14 protein-coding genes are annotated in these 20439 nt (G+C 66.1%); 4 read left to right on the top strand and 10 right to left on the bottom strand.

What is annotated here, in order from left to right:
- Window positions 1–49 precede the first annotated feature (49 nt).
- Entirely contained in the window at window positions 50–1606 is a 1557-nt protein-coding gene (locus tag AC1MCA_RS00115) for an ABC transporter substrate-binding protein (protein ID WP_479800303.1), read from the bottom strand.
- Between the two features lie 232 nt (window positions 1607–1838).
- Between AC1MCA_RS00115 and AC1MCA_RS00120 the strand changes: the two genes are divergently transcribed.
- Both AC1MCA_RS00120 and AC1MCA_RS00125 read left to right on the top strand, forming a co-directional pair.
- Entirely contained in the window at window positions 1839–2666 is an 828-nt protein-coding gene (locus AC1MCA_RS00120) for an IclR family transcriptional regulator (RefSeq protein WP_479800304.1), read from the top strand.
- A 126-nt stretch (window positions 2667–2792) separates the two neighbouring features.
- Complete coding sequence (locus AC1MCA_RS00125; RefSeq protein WP_479800306.1) at window positions 2793–3818, top strand: DUF808 domain-containing protein; 1026 nt, start codon at window positions 2793–2795, stop codon at window positions 3816–3818.
- On the opposite strand, the gene AC1MCA_RS00130 is transcribed toward AC1MCA_RS00125, so the two are convergent.
- Window positions 3815–5083, bottom strand: a complete 1269-nt coding sequence (locus tag AC1MCA_RS00130; RefSeq protein WP_479800308.1) for a glycoside hydrolase family 1 protein — start codon at window positions 5081–5083, stop codon at window positions 3815–3817. The two genes, AC1MCA_RS00125 and AC1MCA_RS00130, sit on opposite strands and share 4 nt — an antisense overlap.
- A 175-nt stretch (window positions 5084–5258) precedes the next feature.
- Here AC1MCA_RS00130 and AC1MCA_RS00135 point away from each other — a divergent pair, with 175 nt between their 5' ends.
- A complete protein-coding gene (locus tag AC1MCA_RS00135) occupies window positions 5259–5879 on the top strand; it encodes a TetR/AcrR family transcriptional regulator (protein ID WP_479800309.1) in 621 nt (206 codons plus the stop codon).
- 16 nt (window positions 5880–5895) lie between these two features.
- On the opposite strand, the gene AC1MCA_RS00140 is transcribed toward AC1MCA_RS00135, so the two are convergent.
- The 3 genes from AC1MCA_RS00140 to AC1MCA_RS00150 form a co-directional block, all read right to left on the bottom strand.
- Complete coding sequence (locus AC1MCA_RS00140; RefSeq protein WP_479800310.1) at window positions 5896–6429, bottom strand: hemerythrin domain-containing protein; 534 nt, start codon at window positions 6427–6429, stop codon at window positions 5896–5898.
- 144 nt (window positions 6430–6573) lie between these two features.
- The gene (locus AC1MCA_RS00145) at window positions 6574–7275 is read right to left on the bottom strand and encodes a Rid family hydrolase (RefSeq protein WP_479800311.1); all 702 of its coding nucleotides are present in this window, start codon (window positions 7273–7275) and stop codon (window positions 6574–6576) included.
- A 20-nt stretch (window positions 7276–7295) separates the two neighbouring features.
- Window positions 7296–8900: a flavin monoamine oxidase family protein gene (locus AC1MCA_RS00150; RefSeq protein ID WP_479800312.1), complete on the bottom strand. Its 1605-nt coding sequence runs from the start codon at window positions 8898–8900 to the stop codon at window positions 7296–7298.
- A 388-nt stretch (window positions 8901–9288) separates the two neighbouring features.
- On the opposite strand from AC1MCA_RS00150, the gene rsgA reads away from it, so the two are divergent.
- Window positions 9289–10479 (top strand): ribosome small subunit-dependent GTPase A, encoded by a 1191-nt coding sequence (gene rsgA / locus AC1MCA_RS00155; RefSeq protein WP_479800313.1) that lies wholly within the window; start codon window positions 9289–9291, stop codon window positions 10477–10479.
- 390 nt (window positions 10480–10869) lie between these two features.
- Here the strand turns inward: rsgA and AC1MCA_RS00160 are convergent, their stop codons facing one another.
- From AC1MCA_RS00160 to AC1MCA_RS00180, 5 genes are all read right to left on the bottom strand, one after another.
- The gene (locus AC1MCA_RS00160) at window positions 10870–12306 is read right to left on the bottom strand and encodes a short-chain fatty acid transporter (RefSeq protein WP_479800314.1); all 1437 of its coding nucleotides are present in this window, start codon (window positions 12304–12306) and stop codon (window positions 10870–10872) included.
- A 155-nt stretch (window positions 12307–12461) separates the two neighbouring features.
- The gene (locus AC1MCA_RS00165; protein WP_479800317.1) at window positions 12462–13331 is read right to left on the bottom strand and encodes a helix-turn-helix domain-containing protein; all 870 of its coding nucleotides are present in this window, start codon (window positions 13329–13331) and stop codon (window positions 12462–12464) included.
- A gap of 51 nt (window positions 13332–13382) precedes the next feature.
- Window positions 13383–15722: a beta-galactosidase gene (locus tag AC1MCA_RS00170; RefSeq protein ID WP_479800320.1), complete on the bottom strand. Its 2340-nt coding sequence runs from the start codon at window positions 15720–15722 to the stop codon at window positions 13383–13385.
- An 11-nt stretch (window positions 15723–15733) separates the two neighbouring features.
- Entirely contained in the window at window positions 15734–17053 is a 1320-nt protein-coding gene (locus tag AC1MCA_RS00175) for a cellulase-like family protein (protein ID WP_479800322.1), read from the bottom strand.
- Window positions 17050–20379 carry a DUF5107 domain-containing protein gene (locus AC1MCA_RS00180; RefSeq protein WP_479803496.1) on the bottom strand — a complete coding sequence of 1110 codons (3330 nt, stop codon included), beginning with the start codon at window positions 20377–20379 and terminating at the stop codon, window positions 17050–17052. Before AC1MCA_RS00180 ends, AC1MCA_RS00175 begins: the two co-directional genes overlap by 4 nt.
- Between the last annotated feature and the right edge of the window lie 60 nt (window positions 20380–20439).

Below are 20439 nucleotides of genomic sequence, written 5' to 3' on the forward strand. Positions count from 1 at the left end.
TTCCGGGCGGCCACCCTGCAAGGGGCGGCCGCCCGGGACGGTTCGGGTATTAGCTGGCCGGTGCGTAGGAAGAGAGGAGCGGATAGGCGTTGGTGCCTGCGAACTCCACCTGCTTGATCTTCTTGGTGTTGTAGCCCTGGTTGGTGAGGGCTTCATAGAGCGGGATCATCCAGCCGGATTCCACCAGGCGGGTGTTGAGCTTGGTGAGGGCTGCCTTCCTGGCGGCGTCGTCCTTCGCGGCTGCTGCTTCGCCCGTGGCGGCACTCAGCTGGTCGTCGGTGGCCTTCTGGACGTTGGTGAAGCCGCTGAGGATTGCGCCGTACATGACGCCTACCGGGTTGTCCCAGTTCAGCGGGGCGTAGCCGAGCGGCGTGGTGGCGACGGCGGCGAACGCTTCATCGGTGGAAGCGGCCATCTTGACGTTCATGGTGATGCCGACGGCGGCAAGGTCCTTCTGAACGGCCTGCAGGTCAGTCTGGGTCTGGGCGCCCGCGATGATGGTGAATTCGAAGCCATTGGCGTAGCCGGCCTCAGCCAACAGGCTCTTGGCCTTCGCCGGGTCGTAGCCGAACTTCGTTTCGAGTTCCTCGGTGAACCCGGCGGAATCCTTCGGCAGGGCATTCCAGGCCGGGATGTCACCCTTGTGCAGCGCGTCCACCAGGGCCTTGCGGTTGATGGCGTGCTGGATGGCCTGCCGGACCTTCTCCTGAGCGAACGCCGGGGCGGTTTTGCCGATCTTGTCGAAGGAGATCATGGTGTTGACGGTGCCGCCGATCTGGGACACCCCTACTCCCTTGGACTTGGCGAAGTCCACGGTGTTTGACGTCAGCATGGCAACGTCGGCCTGGCCGGACACGAGGGCATTGGCGCGGGCCTGGGGGTCAAGGACGACGCTGAAGATGACCTTGCTGAACGGGTACTTCGCGGCGTCCGCGTTCTTGTCGTTCTTCACCATCACGTACTTGTTGCCCTTCACCGTGGAAGGGTCAATGATGTAGGGTCCGGAGCCGGCCGGGGTCGCCGCGAGGGTCGCCGTATCGGTGACGCCGGTCTTGCCGACGATCATTCCCGTGGTGGAGGCCAGGTTCTTCTCGAACCCCGGCTGCGCCTTCGCGAATGTCAGGGACACTTTGGTGGGGCTGACGACATCCACGGAGGTGATCTCCTGGGCTCCGCCCTTGGCCACTGCGGAGTACGCGGTCAACGCCGGATCGGTCCGGCGGTCGAGGTTTGCTTTCACCAGCGCCGCGTCCAGGGTGGAACCGTCGGTGAAGTTCACGCCCTCCTTGAGGGTGAGCGTCAGTACCGTATTGTCCGCGCTGTATTCAAACGCACTGGCCAGGCCGGGACCTGCCGAGCCGTCGGCTTTCAGAACCAGGAGGCTGTCATAGAGACCCTCGAAGAACTGGCGCTGGGCAGCGGACACACGGAGCGGGTCGTAGCCGAACGACGCCGAGTCGCTATCGATGGCGAGGGTCAGGCTGCTGGTATCTGCCTTGGCAGCCGTCTGGCTGGAGCCGCCGCCGCAGGCGGTCAGGGAACCAAGGACGAGGGCCCCGGCCAGAACGGCCGCGCTCCGTCGTGCGGGGGAGGTCAGGAGTTTCATGTGCGCCTTCGCATTCGTGATGGGAATCGTGAGTATGGTCCGGGACCGGCGGCCCGTTCGGTCGGCTGTGACCACTGCGGGCCGATCCGTCGGTGCCCTCTCGTCAGATGGCCCCGGTAACCGGCTTCTTCAACAATCGCTGGCGCGGGTACCGGCACCCCATGCGAATTTCATTGGTTGAAACAGTATTGTGGTGGGGGTCACCTGACATGAACGGCAAAGGAGCGTAAACGTGACGGTTGAAGTTGAAGGGGACGCGGTAAAACCGCAGCGCGGAAGGCGCCCCAAACAGGGCGAACCGGTTATCGACCGGGCGCTAAGCCTGCTCGCAGTGTTCACCGACCGCCGTCGTGCGTTGACTCTTTCTGAAATGGCACGGCTGGCGGAGATGCCGGCGCCGACGGCACTGCGGCTGATCGCCAGGCTGGTGGCGTGGGGTGCGTTGGAACGCCTTGACGACGGCAGGTACGTGGTGGGGGTCCGGCTCTGGGAAATCGCGTCACTGTCACCCCGCGGCCATGGTGTCCGCGAGATTGCGCTCCCCTATCTGGAGGACCTCTTCGCCGTGACCCGCCACCACGTCCTACTGGCCGTCAGGGACAAGAACGAGGCCGTCATCATCGAGCGGCTGTCATCAAAGCAAGCCACAGAGGTGGCCTACCGTGTCGGCGGGCGTGCGCCGCTGAGGTCGACAGCGGTGGGCCTGGTTCTGCTCGCGGGAGCGGACGCAGGGTTCCAGGAGGCGGTCATCAGGCAGCCTCCTGATATGGAATCGGGCGTGGATGCCATGCCTGAAGGCCAGCTGCGGCGGACTCTGTCCGACGTCCGCCGCACCGGCGTCGCAATGATCCGCAGGTCCGCGCCCTCCCGCACCGTTTCTGTTGCTTCGCCGATTTTTGATGCACAGGGTGCGGTGGTGGCCGCACTTTCCATCGTTGTGCCGGACGGCGCCACTCCCCCCAACGTCCTGGCACCCGCGGTCCAGGCCACGGCCAGGGCGGTGTCCCGAAACCTTGGCTACAACAGCGGACCGAGCGACAGCGTCAGCATGCGCCCCTAACGGCCGTGCCGGACGGGTGCCGAAGGAGCACGGGTATGCCTCGTATAATCTGAGCATGCCGATCACGCGCCTCACCCGAGGCCTCCATGCCCAGCAGTCCACCTCCGAGCAGTGCGGGACCGACCTGTGAGCGGCGGTCTCGTCGCCCTGCTGGACGACATCGCAGCCCTTGCCCGCATAGCCGCCGCCTCGGTGGACGACATCGCTGCCGGGGCCGCCAAAGCGGGGGCCAAGGCCGCCGGCGTGGTGATCGACGACGCCGCCGTGACGCCGCAGTACGTCTCCGGAGCGGACCCGTCACGCGAGCTGCCGATGATCAAGAAGATCTTCTGGGGATCGCTCCGGAACAAGCTGTTGATCATCCTGCCGGCGCTGCTGCTCATCAGTGCTTTCACCCCGTGGGCCATTCCGTTCATCCTCATGGCGGGCGGCACCTACCTCTGCTACGAGGGTGCCGAGAAGGTCTGGCACAAACTCCGCGGACACCACGGGGCCGAAGAGGACGCACCGGCCGTGGACCGCGGTCCGGAGGCGGAGGCGAAGGTCACCAAGGGCGCCATCACCACAGATTTCATCCTCTCCTGTGAGATTATGGTCATCTCGATGAACGAGGTGGCCGCTGAGTCTTTGTGGGCCCGGGCGCTCATCCTTGTTGTTGTTGCCCTGGCCATCACGGTGCTGGTCTACGGCGCGGTGGCGCTGATCGTCAAAATGGACGACATCGGCATCCACCTGGCCGCGAAGGACTCCGCAGGCTCCCAGCGTTTCGGCGAACTGCTCGTCAAGGGCATGCCCGCCGTACTGACCGCGATCACCATTGTGGGGACGGTCGCCATGCTGTGGGTCGGTGGCCACATCATGCTCCAGGGCGCCTACGACCTCGGCTGGCATGCTCCCTATGACCTGGTCCACGCCCTTGAGGCCCCGGTCGCCGGGATCCCCGTGGCAGGCAGCTTCCTGGCCTGGCTCGTGAACACTTTGTGCTCGGCCGTCCTGGGAATCATCTGGGGCCTCATCGTGATGGCTATCGTGGTCCCGCTGCTGAAAGTCCTGCCGTTCGGCAACAAAAAGAGCGGCCACGGAGAGGACGGGGTCCCTTCCGCGGCCGCCGGGCATACGCCGGCGAAACCTGACGCCGGTTCCTCCCCCTAGCCCATACCCACCGCGCTCAGGCGCTCCCCGGCTTCCCGGGCCACACCGCCAAGCCAGTAGGCGCTGGGCTTGGGGGTGCGGATCTGGGTGGAGCGGTCGACGGCGATGATTCCGAAGGTGGGACCGTAACCAAAAATCCACTCGTAGTTATCGAACGCGGTCCAGGCGATGTAACCGCGCACATCGATGCCGTCCGCGAGGCAGGATTCCACACCGGCCAGCGCCGTTTTGAAGTAGTCAAGCCGCTGGGTGTCATCCTTCGTTGACAGGCCGTTCTCCGTCACCATGACGGGGATCCCGGCGATCCGGTGCGCCTCCCGGATAGTAGCTTCGAGTGCCTGCGGGTAGATCTCCTCGCCCAGCTGGTTGGTGACGGCACCGGCGGGGGCCGGGGCCACGCCGTCGGGCCCGAAGACCGTACGCCCGTACGTCTGGATTCCCACAAAGTCGTCGCCGCGCGAGACCTCGAGGAAGCGTTCGTTGACATCGCGCCGGACCTGGTCCGCCAGTTCCTGCCCGCCCTCGGCCGCCTGGATGTCCGAGTTGGCAAGGGTCCAGCCCACCATCAGTTCGGGCCGGCGGGCCTTGATGGCGTCGCGTCCGGCGCGGTGGGCGGCGAGCTTGATATCGAATGCGGCGTCCGAAACAGTGAACTGGAACGGTGCCACCCTGGCCGCCTCCATCCCCAGGGCTTCAGCGGCTGCCGACCACAGCGGAACCCGGCCACGGTGTTCCGCCGGCTCGCCGCCGATACCCAGGGCTTTAAGGAGCCACGCCAGGTTGGGCTCGTTAAGGGTGCAGGCGACCCCGATCAGGTCACCCAGGTGTTCGGTGGCGCGGTCGCAGTACCGGGCGAACCGTTCCGGCGTGGCCGGGTCCTCCCAGCCGCCGGCAGCGAGAAGCCACAAGGGCGAGGTGAAGTGGTGGAAAGTCACCACCGGTGTCAGGCCATGCTCGTGGCAGGCTTCGAGCATCCGGCGGTAGTGGTTGAGTTCAGCGACGGAGAAGTGGCCCTCTTCCGGCTCAATGCGCGCCCATTCCAGCGAGAAGCGGTAGGTGCTGAAACCCAGGGACGCGATCAGCGCGATGTCCTCGCGGTAGCGGTGGTAGTGGTCGATCGCGTCACCCGACGGCTCGGCGAAGATGGTTCCGGGCAGGTGCTCAAGGAACCAGGTGTCGTTGTTGGTGTTGTTGCCCTCCACCTGATGGGCGGCGGTGGCCACGCCCCACAGGAAGTGGGGGGGAAAGTGCTGGAGCTCGGTCATTGAAATCCTTTCAGGTTCGCAGCACATCAGGCCCTGCCAGTAGGAGGCACCTGCCCTGCGGCTGGTCCCAACCTTACGCAAACACCTTCCAAGTTGGAATACTTTCAAGAGGAAACTTTTACCAAAGCGGAAAAGAAACTTGGTACGCTGTGCCGGAGAACCCAGGAGGGCGACGATGACAGAACTGACACGGCAACCGGCCCGCAGCGCCAAGCGGGCTCCCTACGCCAACGGCGAGCGTAAACGCGCCGAACTGGTGGACGCAGCGTTCGCCGTCTTCGCCGAGAAGGGGTTCCAGCGCCTGTCGGTCCGCCAGATCGCCGAAGAGATCGGAACAAGCCACACGGCCCTGCTGCATCACTTCGGCGGCAAGGATGCCTTGCTGGAGGCCGTGCTGGTCCGGCGCGAAGAACGGGAAGGCCCCTGGCGCCGCACCCTGCTTCAGGAAAAGGGCCTCCTGGAAACCGTGCCCGAAGTCATGCGCCACAACGCGGGCATCCGCGGCGTAATCCAGCTCGACGCCACCCTGCGGGCCGAAGCCGTGAATCCGGACCATCCGGCCCATACGTTTATCCTCCGCCGCGACCAGGAGCTCATCGCCTCCCTTCGGTCCGAATTCGAGCGGGAAATCGGGGCGGGCCGGGTGGCACCGCAACTGGACCCTGCAGTCCTTGCCCGCCAGACAGCATCACTGATCGAGGGCGTACAGCTCGCCTGGCTCTACGACGGGTCCGTGGACATGGCCGGATCCTTGAGGGACTTCCTGCAGCTCCTCAGCGTGACACCGCAAGGATAAGAGTGCCGCCGGGCCGTCAGAGGTGACGATCTGCCTCGTGCTCGTGCTCGTGCTCGCGGCCGTGGCCCACCAGTTCGTGAAGCCCTTCGACGGAATCAGCGAGCGAGAGTTCCGGGGATTGCACGATGAACGGCATCAGGAGACGGTTTTCCTTGTCCAGGTGCACGGCAAAAAGTTCCTGAATGGCTGTCCCGGTTGCGGCAGCCTGCACACCCTGCGCGACGCGGAGCCGTTCCACCAGCCCCACAATGGCCTGATGCTCGGCCAGCATGCCCTCCACCAGGAGCCGGCCCTGAACTGTATTTCCGGGGCCTGAATAGAGCGGCCCTTCTTCCGCCAAGGCATGGGGCACCAGTTCCTGTTCGCACCACATGGCCAACGCGTTGCGGGCAGCGTCTCCGGCTCCGGCTCCGGAGGCCGGCTCCTCAACGGCCTGGATCAGGGCAGCGACCCGCTCGCGGAGCTCCGCAAGCATCTCGCCATGATGATGCTCAACCGCATGGAGGGCACGCCGTTCAGCGTCCAGATTTTTCTGCGCATGCTGCTCCATGACTGCTCCTCGTTGAGTATCACCGGTGCGGGCGGCCCCGATGGGCCCTGCTCTTCAACTGTACGAGGAACTGCCCCGCCTGCGAACGCAGGCGGGGCAGTTCGTACAGGGGCAGTTCGTTCAGCCTGGCTATCGGGGGGCCAGCTACTTTCCGGAAGCGGCGGGATAGGCCGCGTCCACCTCAACCTCCACCAGCCAGCCGTTCACGGGCAGGTTCTCGATCTCCAGGGCGAACCGTGAAGGCCGGGCCGGGTTCACCACGAAGGGCTCGGCTGCTGCGGCCGAACCCAGTGACACCTTCACGGCGGTCCCGTCGGCAAGGCTCGTATTGGCGAAGTACTGGCGGTAGGCCCGGTTCCAGCCGTCGAAGTCGGCTTTCTCTGTCCCCGCTGGGTTCTGGAGGAAAACGCGCATGGTGATGACGTCGTCGTAATCCAGTCCCGCCTGCGCGAGGTTCTCGCCGATGCGCCGGAGGGCATTGATCCCCTGCGCCTCCGTCAGGGTCACTCCGGCCGGGAGCACCCCGCCCGGGAAAACGGTGGTGTCGATGTAGCGCTGTTCGCTGCCCGCAGGTGCGGCCGTGTTCAGCGCCGAGGGCCCCAGGCCACTGGTCTTGTAGACGGCGGTATTCGCTCCGATGGCGACGCCGGAAGCGATCATCGGGTTGTCCTGGCCGGCGGGGAGGTTGGACACGGTAGTTCCGGGCTTGGGCGCGGTGAGGTCCTGGAACACGGCAGGTCCGGCGAAGGCGGCGGTGGCGGTGAGGCAAAGACCGGCGACGCCGGCGATGATCAGGGAGGTGCGTCGGATCATGGGCTTCTTTCGTGGGGTGTGGGGTTCGCTCACGATGCTTGACTGCTGGTGGCTCAACCGGCCACCGCCGCCGCCACGCGGGTGTGGAGGGCGGTGACCGCTGCCCGGGCCGAGGTCATGGCGCCGTGCTGCCAGGCGATGGCGTGGCTCAGGTGGTCGCCGGCGAAGTAGATGTTGCCGGTGGGCTCCAGCAGCTTGGCGTACCTGGCGTCGGTCTGCGAAGGCCAGCCCACCCACGCCCCTTCTGAGAACGCGGTGCTGCTCCAGTCCACCGAGAACGACGCCGCAACTTCCCTCTTGTAGACGTCTCCGTGGATCCGTGCCCCCTGGTCAAGGGCGCGGCTGAGGCGCTTCTCGGGTGCCAGCGGCTGGTAGACACGGGCGCTGGCACCGGTGTTGTAGTAGCCCACCATGGTGCCGCGCGCGCCGTGGAACCCGGTGGACGGGTACCACATGTTGCCCAGATCGATGTTGGTGTTGGTGATGCCGCCGTAGATGCGGTGGTCTTCTTCCCACCAGCGGCGCGAGTACTCGATGCCGATCTTTCCGGCGTCGCTGGGGGTGGCAAATTTCAGGGCATCCACCACGTCTGTTGGCAGGTTGCCGGGAATCTTGGCTGCGATGTGCGGCGGCAGGGTGCAGACTGCGAAATCGGCCTGCACGCTTTTGGTCTGCCCACCGGGGTTGGTGTAGTCAACGGAGACTCCGGCGGCGGTGTTGTTCAGGGACAGGACCTTGGCGCCGTAGACGATCTTGTCCTTGCCGATCGCAGCCTCGAAGGCGTAAGGGATCTTGTCCATGCCCCCCACGGGCTGGAACATCATCATGGCCTGGTCCCAGCCGAATTCGAACGAGAAGTAGTTGCCCACACCGCTCGCGAACACGTCGGACAGGGCGTCAGGTGCCAGCGGCGTGCCGGCCTCGAGGCCTGCGCCGGGTGCCACGGAGTAGCCCTTCCTGCCGGTGCCGGAGTACTTGAAACTGGCGGCCGCATCGCCGGTGACCTTGCCTCCGATGGCGCCGAAATTGCCGAGGAAGGAAATGAGGTTTTCCTTGTCGGCCTGGCTCAGGTAGCTGTCCAGCGAGCCTTGGTCAGTGGCTTTGGCCAGCAGCTCGGAAACGTAGCCGTAGACGTCGGCTTTGGCCGCACGGTGACGGATTGGGGTGTTGGAAAGTTTGGTGCTGCCTTCCCGGAACAGGTAACCGTCGGCGTTCTGGTTGGTGAACGGCTCGATGGCAACGCCGAGTTCCTTGCAGTAGTCCAGGGTGATGTGGTGCTGCGGAATCCGGCCCGGGCCGGCATTCATGTACTGGTCCTTCGAGAAGGTCGCCCGCTGGGTGATCCCCTTCAGATCCGTCTCCTCCGTGCCGCCGCGCACCGTCCAGTTGCGGCCGCCCGGACGCATCCGCGCTTCCAGGATGGTCACCTTGTAACCGGCCTTGCCCAGCTCATAGGCGGTGGTCAGTCCGGCAATTCCGCCGCCGAGCACCACCACGGACTTGCCGGCGCCCTTGAGGTCACCTTCGCGCGGCGCGGCAAACGCCGGAGTGGCAGAGTCCGGTGCCAGCCCCATGGCCTCCATCGTCTGGTACATCACGCCGGCGCCTCCCACCATGCCCACGTAGCGGAGGAAATTCCTGCGAGTCGCGTCTGTCATGTTTTCCCTTTCAGCTGACGTTACGAACGTGAGCATAGGGATGTAATGTTTCGTCAAATGCAGTGACAATTACCGTGCTGTGGCAGTCGTATTTCACGCTGGTAAACGACAGGAATGGCAACTGTCCTTGGCGCCCTACACAGCAGGCGTTCGCGTGGCTAGAATCAGAAACCGAGAGTCCGTGACGAAATCCGGACACAGGAAGAGGCAGGAGCTGGTTTTGATGACTGCTACAGCCGCGCGCCCGGAGCGCACCGCACACATCAAACACATCACCCCCGTCTCCAGCAACCGCCCGGTTTAACCGCCGAAGCAACCGCCGGCAGGAACACCTGCGGCAGGTCCGCGCAGTTTCCGGCGTCTGGAGACCACCCCAAAAGGACTCACGTTGAACAATTTGTCAGGCATCAGCCTGGACAGCATTGACCTATCCATCAAAGGCCACGACGGGCCTGTGACGTACGGCTACTCCACCGCAGTCGCCGCGCATTTCGACGCCGACCATACCCAACACCGGTCACGCCAGGATGTTGCCCAGCAGGTTGCCCAACAGAGGGAACGCGGGCGCGTGGTCCGGGTGGACCGCAGCCTGGTCCTCGTGGCAGTGGAAAGTGAACTGCTCCACCTGCCTTATCCCCTCGACGCAGGCGTGCCGGTCACCGGCGATTGGGTCTGGATCGGGCCAAACCGCGCGGGCGCCCGCCAGATCACCGGGATCCTCCCGCGCAGGTCCGAACTCAGCCGGAAACGTGCGTTTGAGGACTCGTCCGAGGCGCAGGTCCTGGCCGCCAACATGGATGTGGTGGGCGTGGTGGTGCCCGTTGACCGCCCCCTCACGCACAACCGCCTGGAACGCACGCTCGTGGCCGCGTGGGATTCCGGTGCGGTCCCGCTGGTGATCATCACCAAAGCGGACCTGGCAGACGTAGCGGACGACGTCGTCGGGAAAGTCATTCTGCAGGCGGCGGGTGTGGAGGTGGTCACTACATCGGCCGAGAACGGTGATGGCATCGACGCGCTGCTGGCGCACCTGCCACCGCACGGCACTCTGGTTCTCCTCGGGCCGTCAGGCGCCGGCAAGTCCACCCTCATCAATGCGCTGGCAGGCCGCGAGGTGCAACACACAGGAGAAGTCCGTTCAGGCGATTTCAAAGGCAAGCACACCACCACGTCCCGGGAACTGGTCCCGCTGCCTAACGGGGCAGTACTGATGGACACCCCCGGCGTCCGGGGATTCGGGCTGTTCGACGCGGACGAGGGCCTGACGGAGATGTTCAGCGATGTGGAGGAGTTGGCAACCCTGTGCCGGTTCGCTGACTGCGCCCATCAGAGCGAACCGGGCTGCGCCGTGCAGGCAGCCTTGGCGGACGGGACGCTGGAGGAACGGCGGTGGCTCAGCTACGGAAAACTGCAGCGGGAACTGGCCGCCCTTGCCCGGCGCACCGATGCGGCCGCCCGCAGGGCCTACCAACGCGAGTGGCACCAGAAGGTGGTGGTCGCGGGTAAATCGCAGCGGTCCGCGGAACGGGAGAACTCAGAGCGGCAGGAGGAACAGCGGTCTAAGAAGAAGCGGCGTTGAGCTGGTTGCTCAGGGCCACAGGTCCCTGTCATACCCGTAAAGCCGGGGCCTGGGCCTCGGTTCTTCCGCAGGCTCGGGAGACTTCGGATGCTCCGTGTGTTCTGCGCCTGAGCCCGGTGCATCCTGCTCTTTGTCACTCGGCGGTGAAGGCGGGTTTTCTTTTTTCTCGGCCACGATGTTGCACTCCGAACACTGGTGGTTTGATCCGGCTGCCTGAATCCTTACGCCCACCCTAAACGGCCGCCGGTGCCGTTACGTGTCAGGTTGGGTCAAGATTGCGGCAATGTTGCCGCTGTCTCGGTGCGCCAGCGGGCCTTTTGAACCGCAAGAGGCGCCGGCATGGAATCCAGGCCGGCGCCTCTTGCGGATTCTGCGAGCCTCTTTCCGAAGCTACGGCATGACCGGCGGGACGAATTCGAAGGTCATTCCCAGCAGCCAGACGAGCAGCAGCACCACGGGCAGGTGGAACACGAACTGCAGGAAAGTGAACCCGACGAGGTCCCGTGCACGCAGCCTCAGCACCGCGAGAAGCGGGAGCATAAAGAACGGGTTGATCAGGTTCGGCAGGGCCTCAGCAATGTTGTAGATCTGCACGGTCCAGCCGAGGTTCATCTGCACGTCGGTGGCGGACTGCATCACATAAGGCGCCTCAACGAGCCACTTGCCGCCGCCGGACGGGACCAGCAGCCCCAGGACCGCGGTGTACAGCGCAATGACAACGGCGAACGCACCGCCGCCGCCGATGTCCGAGAAGAACTCTGCAAGGTGGGCGGAGATGGTCATTCCGCCGTGGCCGGTCGCTTTGGTCAGGATGGCGGCCATCGCAGCGTACAGCGGGAACTGGACCAGGATCCCGGCTGTCGCCGGCACGGCTTTTGTGACGGCCTGCAGAAAGTTCCGCGGTGTTCCGTGCAGCACCAGGCCCAGGATCAGGAAGACCAGCAGGTAGCCGTTGAGGCTGCTGACAACGGTCAGGAACGGCTTGGTCAGGAACTGGGAAACCAGCCAGCCCAGCGTCAGGATGCCGGCGAGAATCGGCAGGATCATGCTGTATTCGAGCCATTCGCCGGGCCTGGAGTGGGGCGCCGGTTCGCTGGGTTCGTCGTCGAGGTCCACACCGAGGTCCTCCGCCGTGCGGATCGCCCCGCCCTGGGGGGCGGAGAAGTGCGCGATCACGGTGGTGAGGGCCATCAGGATGACCAGGGTCACCAGCGACTGCCACGTAAAGATGGTGGTGCCGAAGTCCAGGATTCCGGTGATCTTCAGCAGTGCCGGGGGCAGCGAGGCAGCCGTTGCCTGCAGCTGCGCGGCTGAGGAGGACAGACCCAGCGCCCAGACTGCGCCGAGGCCCATAAACGCGGCCGCGCCGAGTGCCCGGTAGTCGACGGAGAGGTCATTACGGCGGGCAATGGCCCGGGCCAGCAGGCCGCCGAAGATGAGGCTGAGGCCCCAGTTGAGGAAGGACACGGACATGGACATCAGTGCCACGAAGCTGACCGCAGTGCGCGCCGTGGCCGGGATCAGTGCGAGCCGGTTGATGAGCTTGGCTACCGGCGGCGAGGTTGCCACCACGTAACCGGTCAGCACCACCATGGCCATCTGGAGTGTGAACGCCGTCAGATCCCAGAATCCGTTGCCGAAGGAGTCGGCGATCGACTGCGGTGAAGCGCCGATGGCAAGGGCCGCGACGGCGATGATCACGACGCCGGCCAGGGCGAAAATGTAGGCGTCCGGGAACCACTTTTCGGTCCAGGCTGCCATCCGTTGGGCTATGCGGGCGAGTCCGCGTTCTTCGGTTCCGCTATTGGTCAGGACTGTGTTTGCCACAGAGGATTACCTCTCCATCGAGTGCGATCTAGTACCGGAAGGAGCCTAGCCGCGATCTGTCGAACTCCGGACTCCCAGGACGCGCACGGCTGCGCGCCGCCTCCGTCGGTTCCTGGCCGGCCGGCACGTAATCGGCCCTACACCGCTGCGGCCCCTCAGCCTTTTCGTTCCGCCCGGTAGGCGCTGGGGCTGATGCCATGCAGCCGACGGAACTGGCGGGAGAAATAGAACTGGTCAGCGAGCCCGATCTCCCGGCCCACCGCAGCGATTGACAGCTCTGTTGTATCCAGCAGCAGCCTGGCCCGGGCCATCTTCAGGGCCGTGTGGTGGGCGAGTACTCCCCCGCCGGTGGCCTCCCGGAACAGCTTGCTCAACTGCGAGGACGAGACACCCACCACCTTGGCAAGCTCGGGAAGCCGGATGGCGCCGTCCGCGCGGTCCTCGAGGAATTTCATGGCCCGCTGAAGGGGCGTTCCCTGCTCAGGGAGGCGGCGGTCCACAGCCAGGGTGGTCAGCAGCTTCCATGCCATTCCGGCCGTGGCCACCAGGCGGGCCGGCGACTGGTCCTGTTCCAGGGCGGTGATGATCTCGTCCAGCATGGCCGTCAGCCGGTCCACCGCGACGAGCGAAATGATGGGACGGTCCGGGCGCACCCCGGCCTCCGCAACCAGTTCCGGGGCATCGGAGCCCAGGATGTGGCACCACCAGATCGTCCATGGGTCATCGGCTGAGGCGCCGTAGGCGTGGGCCTCCCCCGTGCCCCCACGGAGGACGACGGCGGTGGATTTGCCGACGTCGAACCGGGAACCTCCCGCTTCAACCCAGCCTGTCCCCGCGACGCAGAGGATGATGATGGTCTCTTTTGCGCCTTCTGGGCGGCGGCGCCCGTGCGCCTTCGCCACGGGAAAGACCCCGGCGTCGGTGACCACCAGGCGGCGCGTGACGGGGCGGGCCAGGGCATCCCTGACGAGGGGCCGCGGCACAACCACCAGGCGCTGGTTCTGGAACCCTGTTGCCAGCTCCACGCGGCACTCCCTCCATGACGGAATGTCCATGTTACGCCATGGACGGGCCGCCTATCCGGTGCGTTCCTCGGTCCAGGCGGTCCACCGGATCAGTTCCACTGCGTCCAGGGCTGCGAGGTCGCCCGCCACGCTGTCTCTCCGTTCCTGGGCAGCCGCCGGAAGCCCCACCTCAGCCGCCTGAGACAGCGGAAGGACCTGGAGCAGGACCTCCGCACCAGCGGAGATCCCGGCGTCGTGCGTTTCGATCACCCACGGTGAGCCGTCCCAGAACCTGTCTGCCACCAGGGTCCCGTCAATGAACAGCCGGGCAACGTCGCCGGCCCAGGCTATCTCCAGCTCCGTATGCCCTCCGCCGGACGTGGATGCCACCGTCAGGTCCAGCCGGTAGACCGCCGCCAGCTTGTCCATCACGTCGTCGGACGGGGCGGCCGCCCGGCCCGCCAGCGAGCCGAAGGACGCGGGCACCGGCATGGCGGCGCGGAGCAGCTCCGCAGCCACCCGCGGCCGAGGCTGGCCGGGATCGATTGCGGCCGCCATCACCTCTTCGAACCGGGCAGCCGCGGCGGAATATCGCGTGACCCCTGGTGACCCGTGGGACCTGCCGGCCAAGGCACCATCCGCAGCGAGCCACACCGGATCCGCTGAGACCACCAGTTCCCGGCCGTCCGGCGTTTCCAGGACCCACGCCTGGTCGGCGACCCGGGGTGGCAGGACAAGGATTGCTAGCGAGAGTTGGCCCGCCGTCGCCGTCAGTGTGACCGGCTGCCGGGCGTCCACGGAGTATGTGTTTCCGGCGAGTAGCGTGGCGGCCCCGTCAAGGGCGGTTCCCCCCGGCAGGCAGAGTTGGACCTCGATGCCTTCTTCAGCGGTGAGGACCAGGGTCTGTGCTGCTGCCGGGCCCAGCACGGTCAGGGGCGAAGCCGTGGCCCACAGCAGTCGGACACCGCCGATCTCGAGATTGACGGGCCAGCGGGCGATGGTTCCGGAAGGAATGGCCAGCGGAGTGTCCGGGAAGCTGACGGTCTGCTCTGCCAGTGCGATCTTGAACTGGGCGGCGGTATAGTCCGGCAGCGGGATGTGGGGCTGGTGCCAGGTGATGAACACGAATCCGGAGCGGCCGTCGCTGCGCAGGGACCAGCGCAGCGTTTCGGAATCGCCCACTCCGGCGGGGAGCCGGTCAGGCAGCGTCGAGGGCATGGGCGCCAGGCGGTCGCCGAAGGCGGCGAGGAAGGCGTGTTGCTTGCGCAGCTGCGCGAAGCCGGGTGCCAGCCTGCCGGCGGCACCGATGGGGGCATGGAAGTCGTAGTCCATGACGGGAAGGTCGTTCGGGTAGCCCGTAGCCTGGGATTCCTGCAGTCCGCCCGGCGGATTCGTCCCGCCCGCGAACATGTAGTAGCCCTGCCAGCCTGAACCGCTGCCGATCTTGTTGTGGGCCACGGCGGCAACATCCCTGCCTTTGGGCCAGGGCCGCCGCTGGTACGCCGTGGCCATGCCGCCGGTCAGCTCGCAGGTGGCTGGCGGGTAGAGGGCGGAAGGGGAACGCGGCGGTGCTGCGTCGATCCCGGACAGCTGTTCGCGCAGGTCAGCGCCGATACCGGGGTCATCCCACTGGTGGCTGAAGAAGTAGTGCTGGCGGAAGGTCGGGTCCCAGGAGGCCTTGGCGTCCACCCAGAATCCATCGCCGTAGCCGCCGAAGACGGGCAGGACCTCAGCCTCGGGGATGTCCGCCCCGCCCCAGGCTGTTGCCGTCCAGAGCGGAGCACTGAGTCCCGCAGCCCGGGCAATCTTCTTGAGCTCGGTGATGTGCCCGGGCTGGTCGTAGAGTTCGTTCTCCAGCTGGATGCCCACCACGTTGCTGTCCGGGCCGGTGAGGCTTTGCAGTTCAGACCCGATGCGCTGGAACCAGCGGTCCACCAGGGCCAGGTAGGCGGGGTCGTTGGTCCGGTGTCCGACGGCGGCAGCCTGCACCCAGTCCGGGAAGCCGCCGTTGCGGACCTCGCCGTGGGCCCAGGGCCCGATCCTCAGGACGACATCCAGGCCGATGGAGGCGCAAAGCCGGACAAAGGCTGCCACGTCCAGGTTGCCATCGAAGCGGGCCTGGCCCTCGGTCCGCTCATGGTGGATCCAGAAAACGTAGCAGGCCACCACGGTGATGCCGCCGGCCTTCACCAGCCGCAGCCGTTCCTCCCAGCGGGCGCGGGGCAGCCTGCTGAAATGGATTTCGCCCGACACGGGAACGGACGGCACGCCGGCGCATTCGATGTAGTGGCTGGTCAGCCGCCACCTGCCGTGCGGATCCACCGTGTTGCTCATGGGCGGGGATTGCCGGGCCGACTCGTGTGGCCGGTGGGTAACGGAGAGCAGTTCGAGCGTGGTTGGTACGGGGCGCATGGGCAAGTCTCTCAATTGGTGGGGGCGGCAAGGATGAAGTGGTTGAGGCGGCGTTGCCACGCTTCGTTGGTCCACAAGGGGTGATGGGGTGCGGCGTTGGAACACAGGACCATCCCCCAGATGCCGTTCTTTAGTGCGGTCCGGATGCCGCGTTCGGCGAGGTCGCGTCCGATCGGGCCCTCCTCGAAGGTGCCCTGGAGCGGGGTGTAACCGATCCAGCCTTCCCCCACAACAGCCGGAATGTTCTTCCAGCGGGCCCACGCGGCGATGGCGATCACGCGGGAATCGATCTCCCGCCGCATGACCTCGCGGTAGGGCCCGTATTCGTTGCAGAGCCACGTGTCCCAGGCATCCGGGTCAATCCAGTCGTAGCCGTAAAACATCTGGTCGGTAACAACGGTTGCACGGTATTTCCAGTCGGCAAGGCGCCCGTACTCTGCCACCGACGGGGCGTCGGGCCGGAGCAGGGCGTGCAGTGCCGGATTGGGGAAATCCGAGGTCCCCTCGGAGCGGATGTCAATCCGCTGCTGCAGTGCGTCCAGGACGCCGTAGCTGTAGACGTGGAATTGCGCTGCCCCCGGGCCGTCCGGAACGGTATGCATGGCCAGGTGCGGCGGTTTGCCGTAGCTGGCGGTAACCAGGAGGTCGGGGTGGAGTTGGCGCAGGCGGTGCAGTTGCTCGCTGCCGCCCTCTGCCAGCGCGGGCAGTATGGAGAAGTCCACCTCGTTGTGCAGCTCCACCATGGCGATGCGGTTCCGGTGGCCCGCAGCCGTGAGTGCCGCGATAAGGCGGTCCCAGGAGTCTGCGAGGACCCGGTACCTGTGGTGCAGCGGGACAGCATCGATGGCATCGAACCAGCGCGGCGAACCCGCGAACACTGTGGACTGCTGGTATTCCCAGCTGGCAAGGATGATAACCAGCCCGTGCCGGGCAGCGGCGTCGAACAGTTCCAGAAGCCGCGCCTGCAGGTTCAGCCGGTAGCCGCCGGGCGCGTCGTACCAGCGTGTCCCCCTGCCGTAGATGCCGCCGTCGGGGGCTTTCCCGAGCCCTTCGATGTCCAGATCGGCGGCCAGGCCGTCGAGGCCGAGGTTGCCGAAGAGAAGCAGCGGGGCAGCGCAGATCCGGATGGTGTTGTAGCCCAGTTCGGCGGCCTTCGCGCAGGCCGCGTCCAGATCGGCATACGGCCCGCCGTCCTCAGCCCGGGTGTACCAGGAGAAGTCCCAGAGGGTGATGGTCAGCCGGGAGGGAAGGTGCGACGGCGGCGCACCGGTCAGGGAGGCCGTGTCCACTTCGGCGGTCCCGGACCCAAGATACCTCGGTGATTCGGTCACAGGGTTGCATCTTCCTTCTGGTGTTCACCTTGCCGGCGCACACGTTGCTGCTCCAGGCGGCCCTGAACGGCCAGTTCGCGGAGGGACCTCGCCGTTGCCGTCCGCGCGGAGGCGGTATCGGTGTCGAAGAGCAGCAATTCGGGCAGGGACGTCGCAAAATAGTCCGGCGCTGCGGGTGCTGATTCAAGCTCATCGGCGCGGGTAACCAGGCTCCGCCACACGCATTCGGCTTCTCTCTGCCTTCCGAGCCTTACGTGGGCGACGCCCCGCCAGAAGTCGGACGGGCCGGCGGGGGCGGCGTGGACTGGCAGGGCATTCCCGTTCTGGCAGGCCTGGTCCCAGGCGACGGTTGCTGCCGCACGGTCCCCGGCCAGTTGGAGGGCGTCCCCCAGTGCCACCAGCCGTTCGGCCATGCCGTGTGCCGGGTGCCTGCCTTCGCCCAGGTTCGCGGGAGCTTCCATACCTTCGCGCAGCAAGGTGATGGCCGCCGTCGGGTTCTCACCCATGAGTGTGCGTGCGCAGCTGGCTGCCGCCCGGTCATAGGCATCCAGTGCCATTCCTTCGCCGCCCTCGAAGGGCTGGAAGCTGCGCGTGGACAGGATGTCCAGCGCCTCGTCGGCCCGCCCGGCGTCAATCAGCAAGTTGGCGTAGAGGAGGGTCAGGTCATCGCGGCTCAGGACAGAGGGGTTATGGCGTTCAATCCCGGCAATCCTGTCCCGGACCGGCAGCCCGCGGAGGCCCGCCAGGACTGCCCGTTCGAAGACGAGCCGGGCGTCATCCGGGCTTAGTTCGAGGGCGCGTTCGAAGTACGAATCGGCGGTTGCCAGGTCAGCGCCGGTGTTGACCGTGGCGAGGGCGGCGTTCCGCCACACCACGGGGTCCTCGGAACCATGGGTCATTGATTTTTCCAGGTGACCCAGGGCGTCCTCCTTACGGCCGGCGTCAAGCAGCCAGCACCCCAGAAGACCGTGCGCCACTTTATCGCGCGGATCAGCTTCGAGGGCACGGCAGAGGGCGTCGTAATCGTCAAGCCCGTAGGGGAACGCACAGGTGGTATTGGCGCGCCGTGCCGCCGACCGCTCCGCGGACGCAGCCTCCGGTTCGAGGAGTTCCTCCAGCCAGGTGGCGCGGAGGAAGTGGCGGAGAGGCTCGGGGTTGCCGAACACCTGGTGGGCAGAGGGGGCGGGCTGCTCCGTGAGGTCCAGGGCCAGCTGCCACTGCCCTGCCCGGGCGAGCCAGCACGCCACCGCGAGCGCTGTTTTGGGATCGCTTGCCTGGAGCGAACCGTCCAGCACCAACGCCACCGGGTCGAGCGGATCCGCGAGCAGGATGTTCTGCAGGAATGAACGGCTTTCGTCAGTGCGTGCCAGCCCCCTGAGGGCCAGGACCTGCAGGTGCTTCGCTTCCGGGCTCGCCGCCTCCAGCGCGGCTGCGGCTTCGGCATGCCGGAGTGCCTCCGCGGGCCGCCCTGACCTCATGGCCAGCCGGGCCAGTGCAAGTTGTGCCGGATGCGCCCACCCACGGTCCCAGGCTGCCTTCCCGAACCGTTCCGCTGCCGCCTCCGCCTGCCCGGTCCGCTCGAGGACCAGGCCGAGCCGGTAGCTGGCCTCCCCGGTGGGCGGATTCAGGTTACGGCGGGTCAGCCGGGCCACGGCAGTTTCCAGCAACTCACGTGCCTGGTCAAAGTCGCCGATTTTGTACACGGCTGCTCCGAGGGCGGTGGCGGCGCGTGAGTCCAGCGGGTCGCGCCGCAGCATTTCCGCGAAGTACGGCAACGGCGACCGGGTGGGGTGCCGGTTCTGCGTCAGGTGGGTTCCCGTGAAGTAGAGCTCGTCCTGGCTGTCGATGGCCGCCGGCAGGTCAGGCTCCGTAGCAACCCAGGGCTCCTCCGCCTCGCCGCTTCCCACTGGTTTGCGCGGGGTCCACAAAATCAGTTCCCGGGTGCCAAGAAGCACCTGCAGGGTGAGGTCAGGCGCTTCGGCGGAAACTCCGAGCTCCACGACCTCCTGGAAGGGGCGGGCCGGCGAGATCCGGACTGTCCACGAGCGGATGGTGGTGCCCTTGAGCTTGAGCAGGACGGTTGCCTCTTCATGGAGGGCCGTCGTGGCTACGCCCATGGTGGCCGTGCGTCCGTTCCCGTCCACATGCAGGGATACGGCGGCGTCCACGTTCGCCTGGTGGGCCGGGCCCATGTCCCGGATCGGGTACCAGAACTCGCTGAAGGTGCGGGTTTCGCCCGGTGCCAGGTAGCTGAAATCCGGCTGGTTGTCGGTGAAGACGCCGGCCATCAGCTCAACGTACGGGCCGTCGTCGTCAGTCAGGTGGGCGTCCCAGGCGCCGCCCACGGGTCCGTTGCCCCAGGTCCACTGCTTCTTCCCCGGGGAGATTGACCGGTCTGCCCAGTGCACAAAACCGGCTTCGGCGTCATGGTCGTAGCCGCCGAAGAAGCTGTCCTCCGTGTCGGTGATCATGTAGGAAGTGGGGACGGGGATGTTTGCATAGAAATCGATCCGGTCAGCATCCGGTTTCCCCGCCGCGGCCAGCGCCGGGTAGTCCACGCCGTAGTAGGGCCGGTCAGCCCGCGGGAAAGCGGTGATGGCCCGCCTGGCATGGTCCGCCACGTGGTGCACATCCGTGGGGAAGAAGGACTGGTACTGCCCGTGGGCGCGGGCCGCCACGTTCGCCCACCAGAGGAAGGTCTGCGGCACGTCCGTGCAGTTGTAGAGCCGGGCCTCGACCTCCACCAGCGAACTGCCCGGCCGGAGCCGGACGCCGTGGGTGCCCCGCATCCGCTGCAACGGATCCAGGTCGCTGTGCCATACGGTGACCAGGCCGTCATCGCCGCGTTCAACCGAGGTTTCCACCGGCAGGAAAGTAGCCGGCCGGTGGTGCTGGGGCCAGTTGAATTCGACACCGCCGGAAATCCACGGCCCGGCCAGCCCCACCAGGCCAGGCTTGATCACGTTGTTGCGGTAGAAAAAGTCGTAGCCCGCCGTTTTATCGAACCCGATGTGGATTCTGCCGCCGATTTCCGGAAGCAGCATCAGCCGGACATATTCGTTCTCCACGTGGATCGCCTGCCAGAGGCGGGGTTCCTTCACGGCGGCAATGCTGTCAATAAACGGCATGGGATACACCTTCCCGCTGGAACCCTGATAGACACGCCGGTCCAGGAACAGCGGATACCGGTCCGGCTCCCCCGGCGCGTAGGTATCGATGGAGACGGGCTCGCTCCAGCAGGCAACACCCCCACTGGCCAGGAGGGCCTGCTGATCCGGCGGAGCGTCGGGCAGGTTGATTCGGCTCTGGGGCCCATGGGCGATCATCACGGATGCAAGTCTAGGAACAGAAACCGCCCTGTCCCATGGCAGAAAAGCGCAACTATA

The organism is Arthrobacter sp. BK1, from assembly GCF_056680055.1.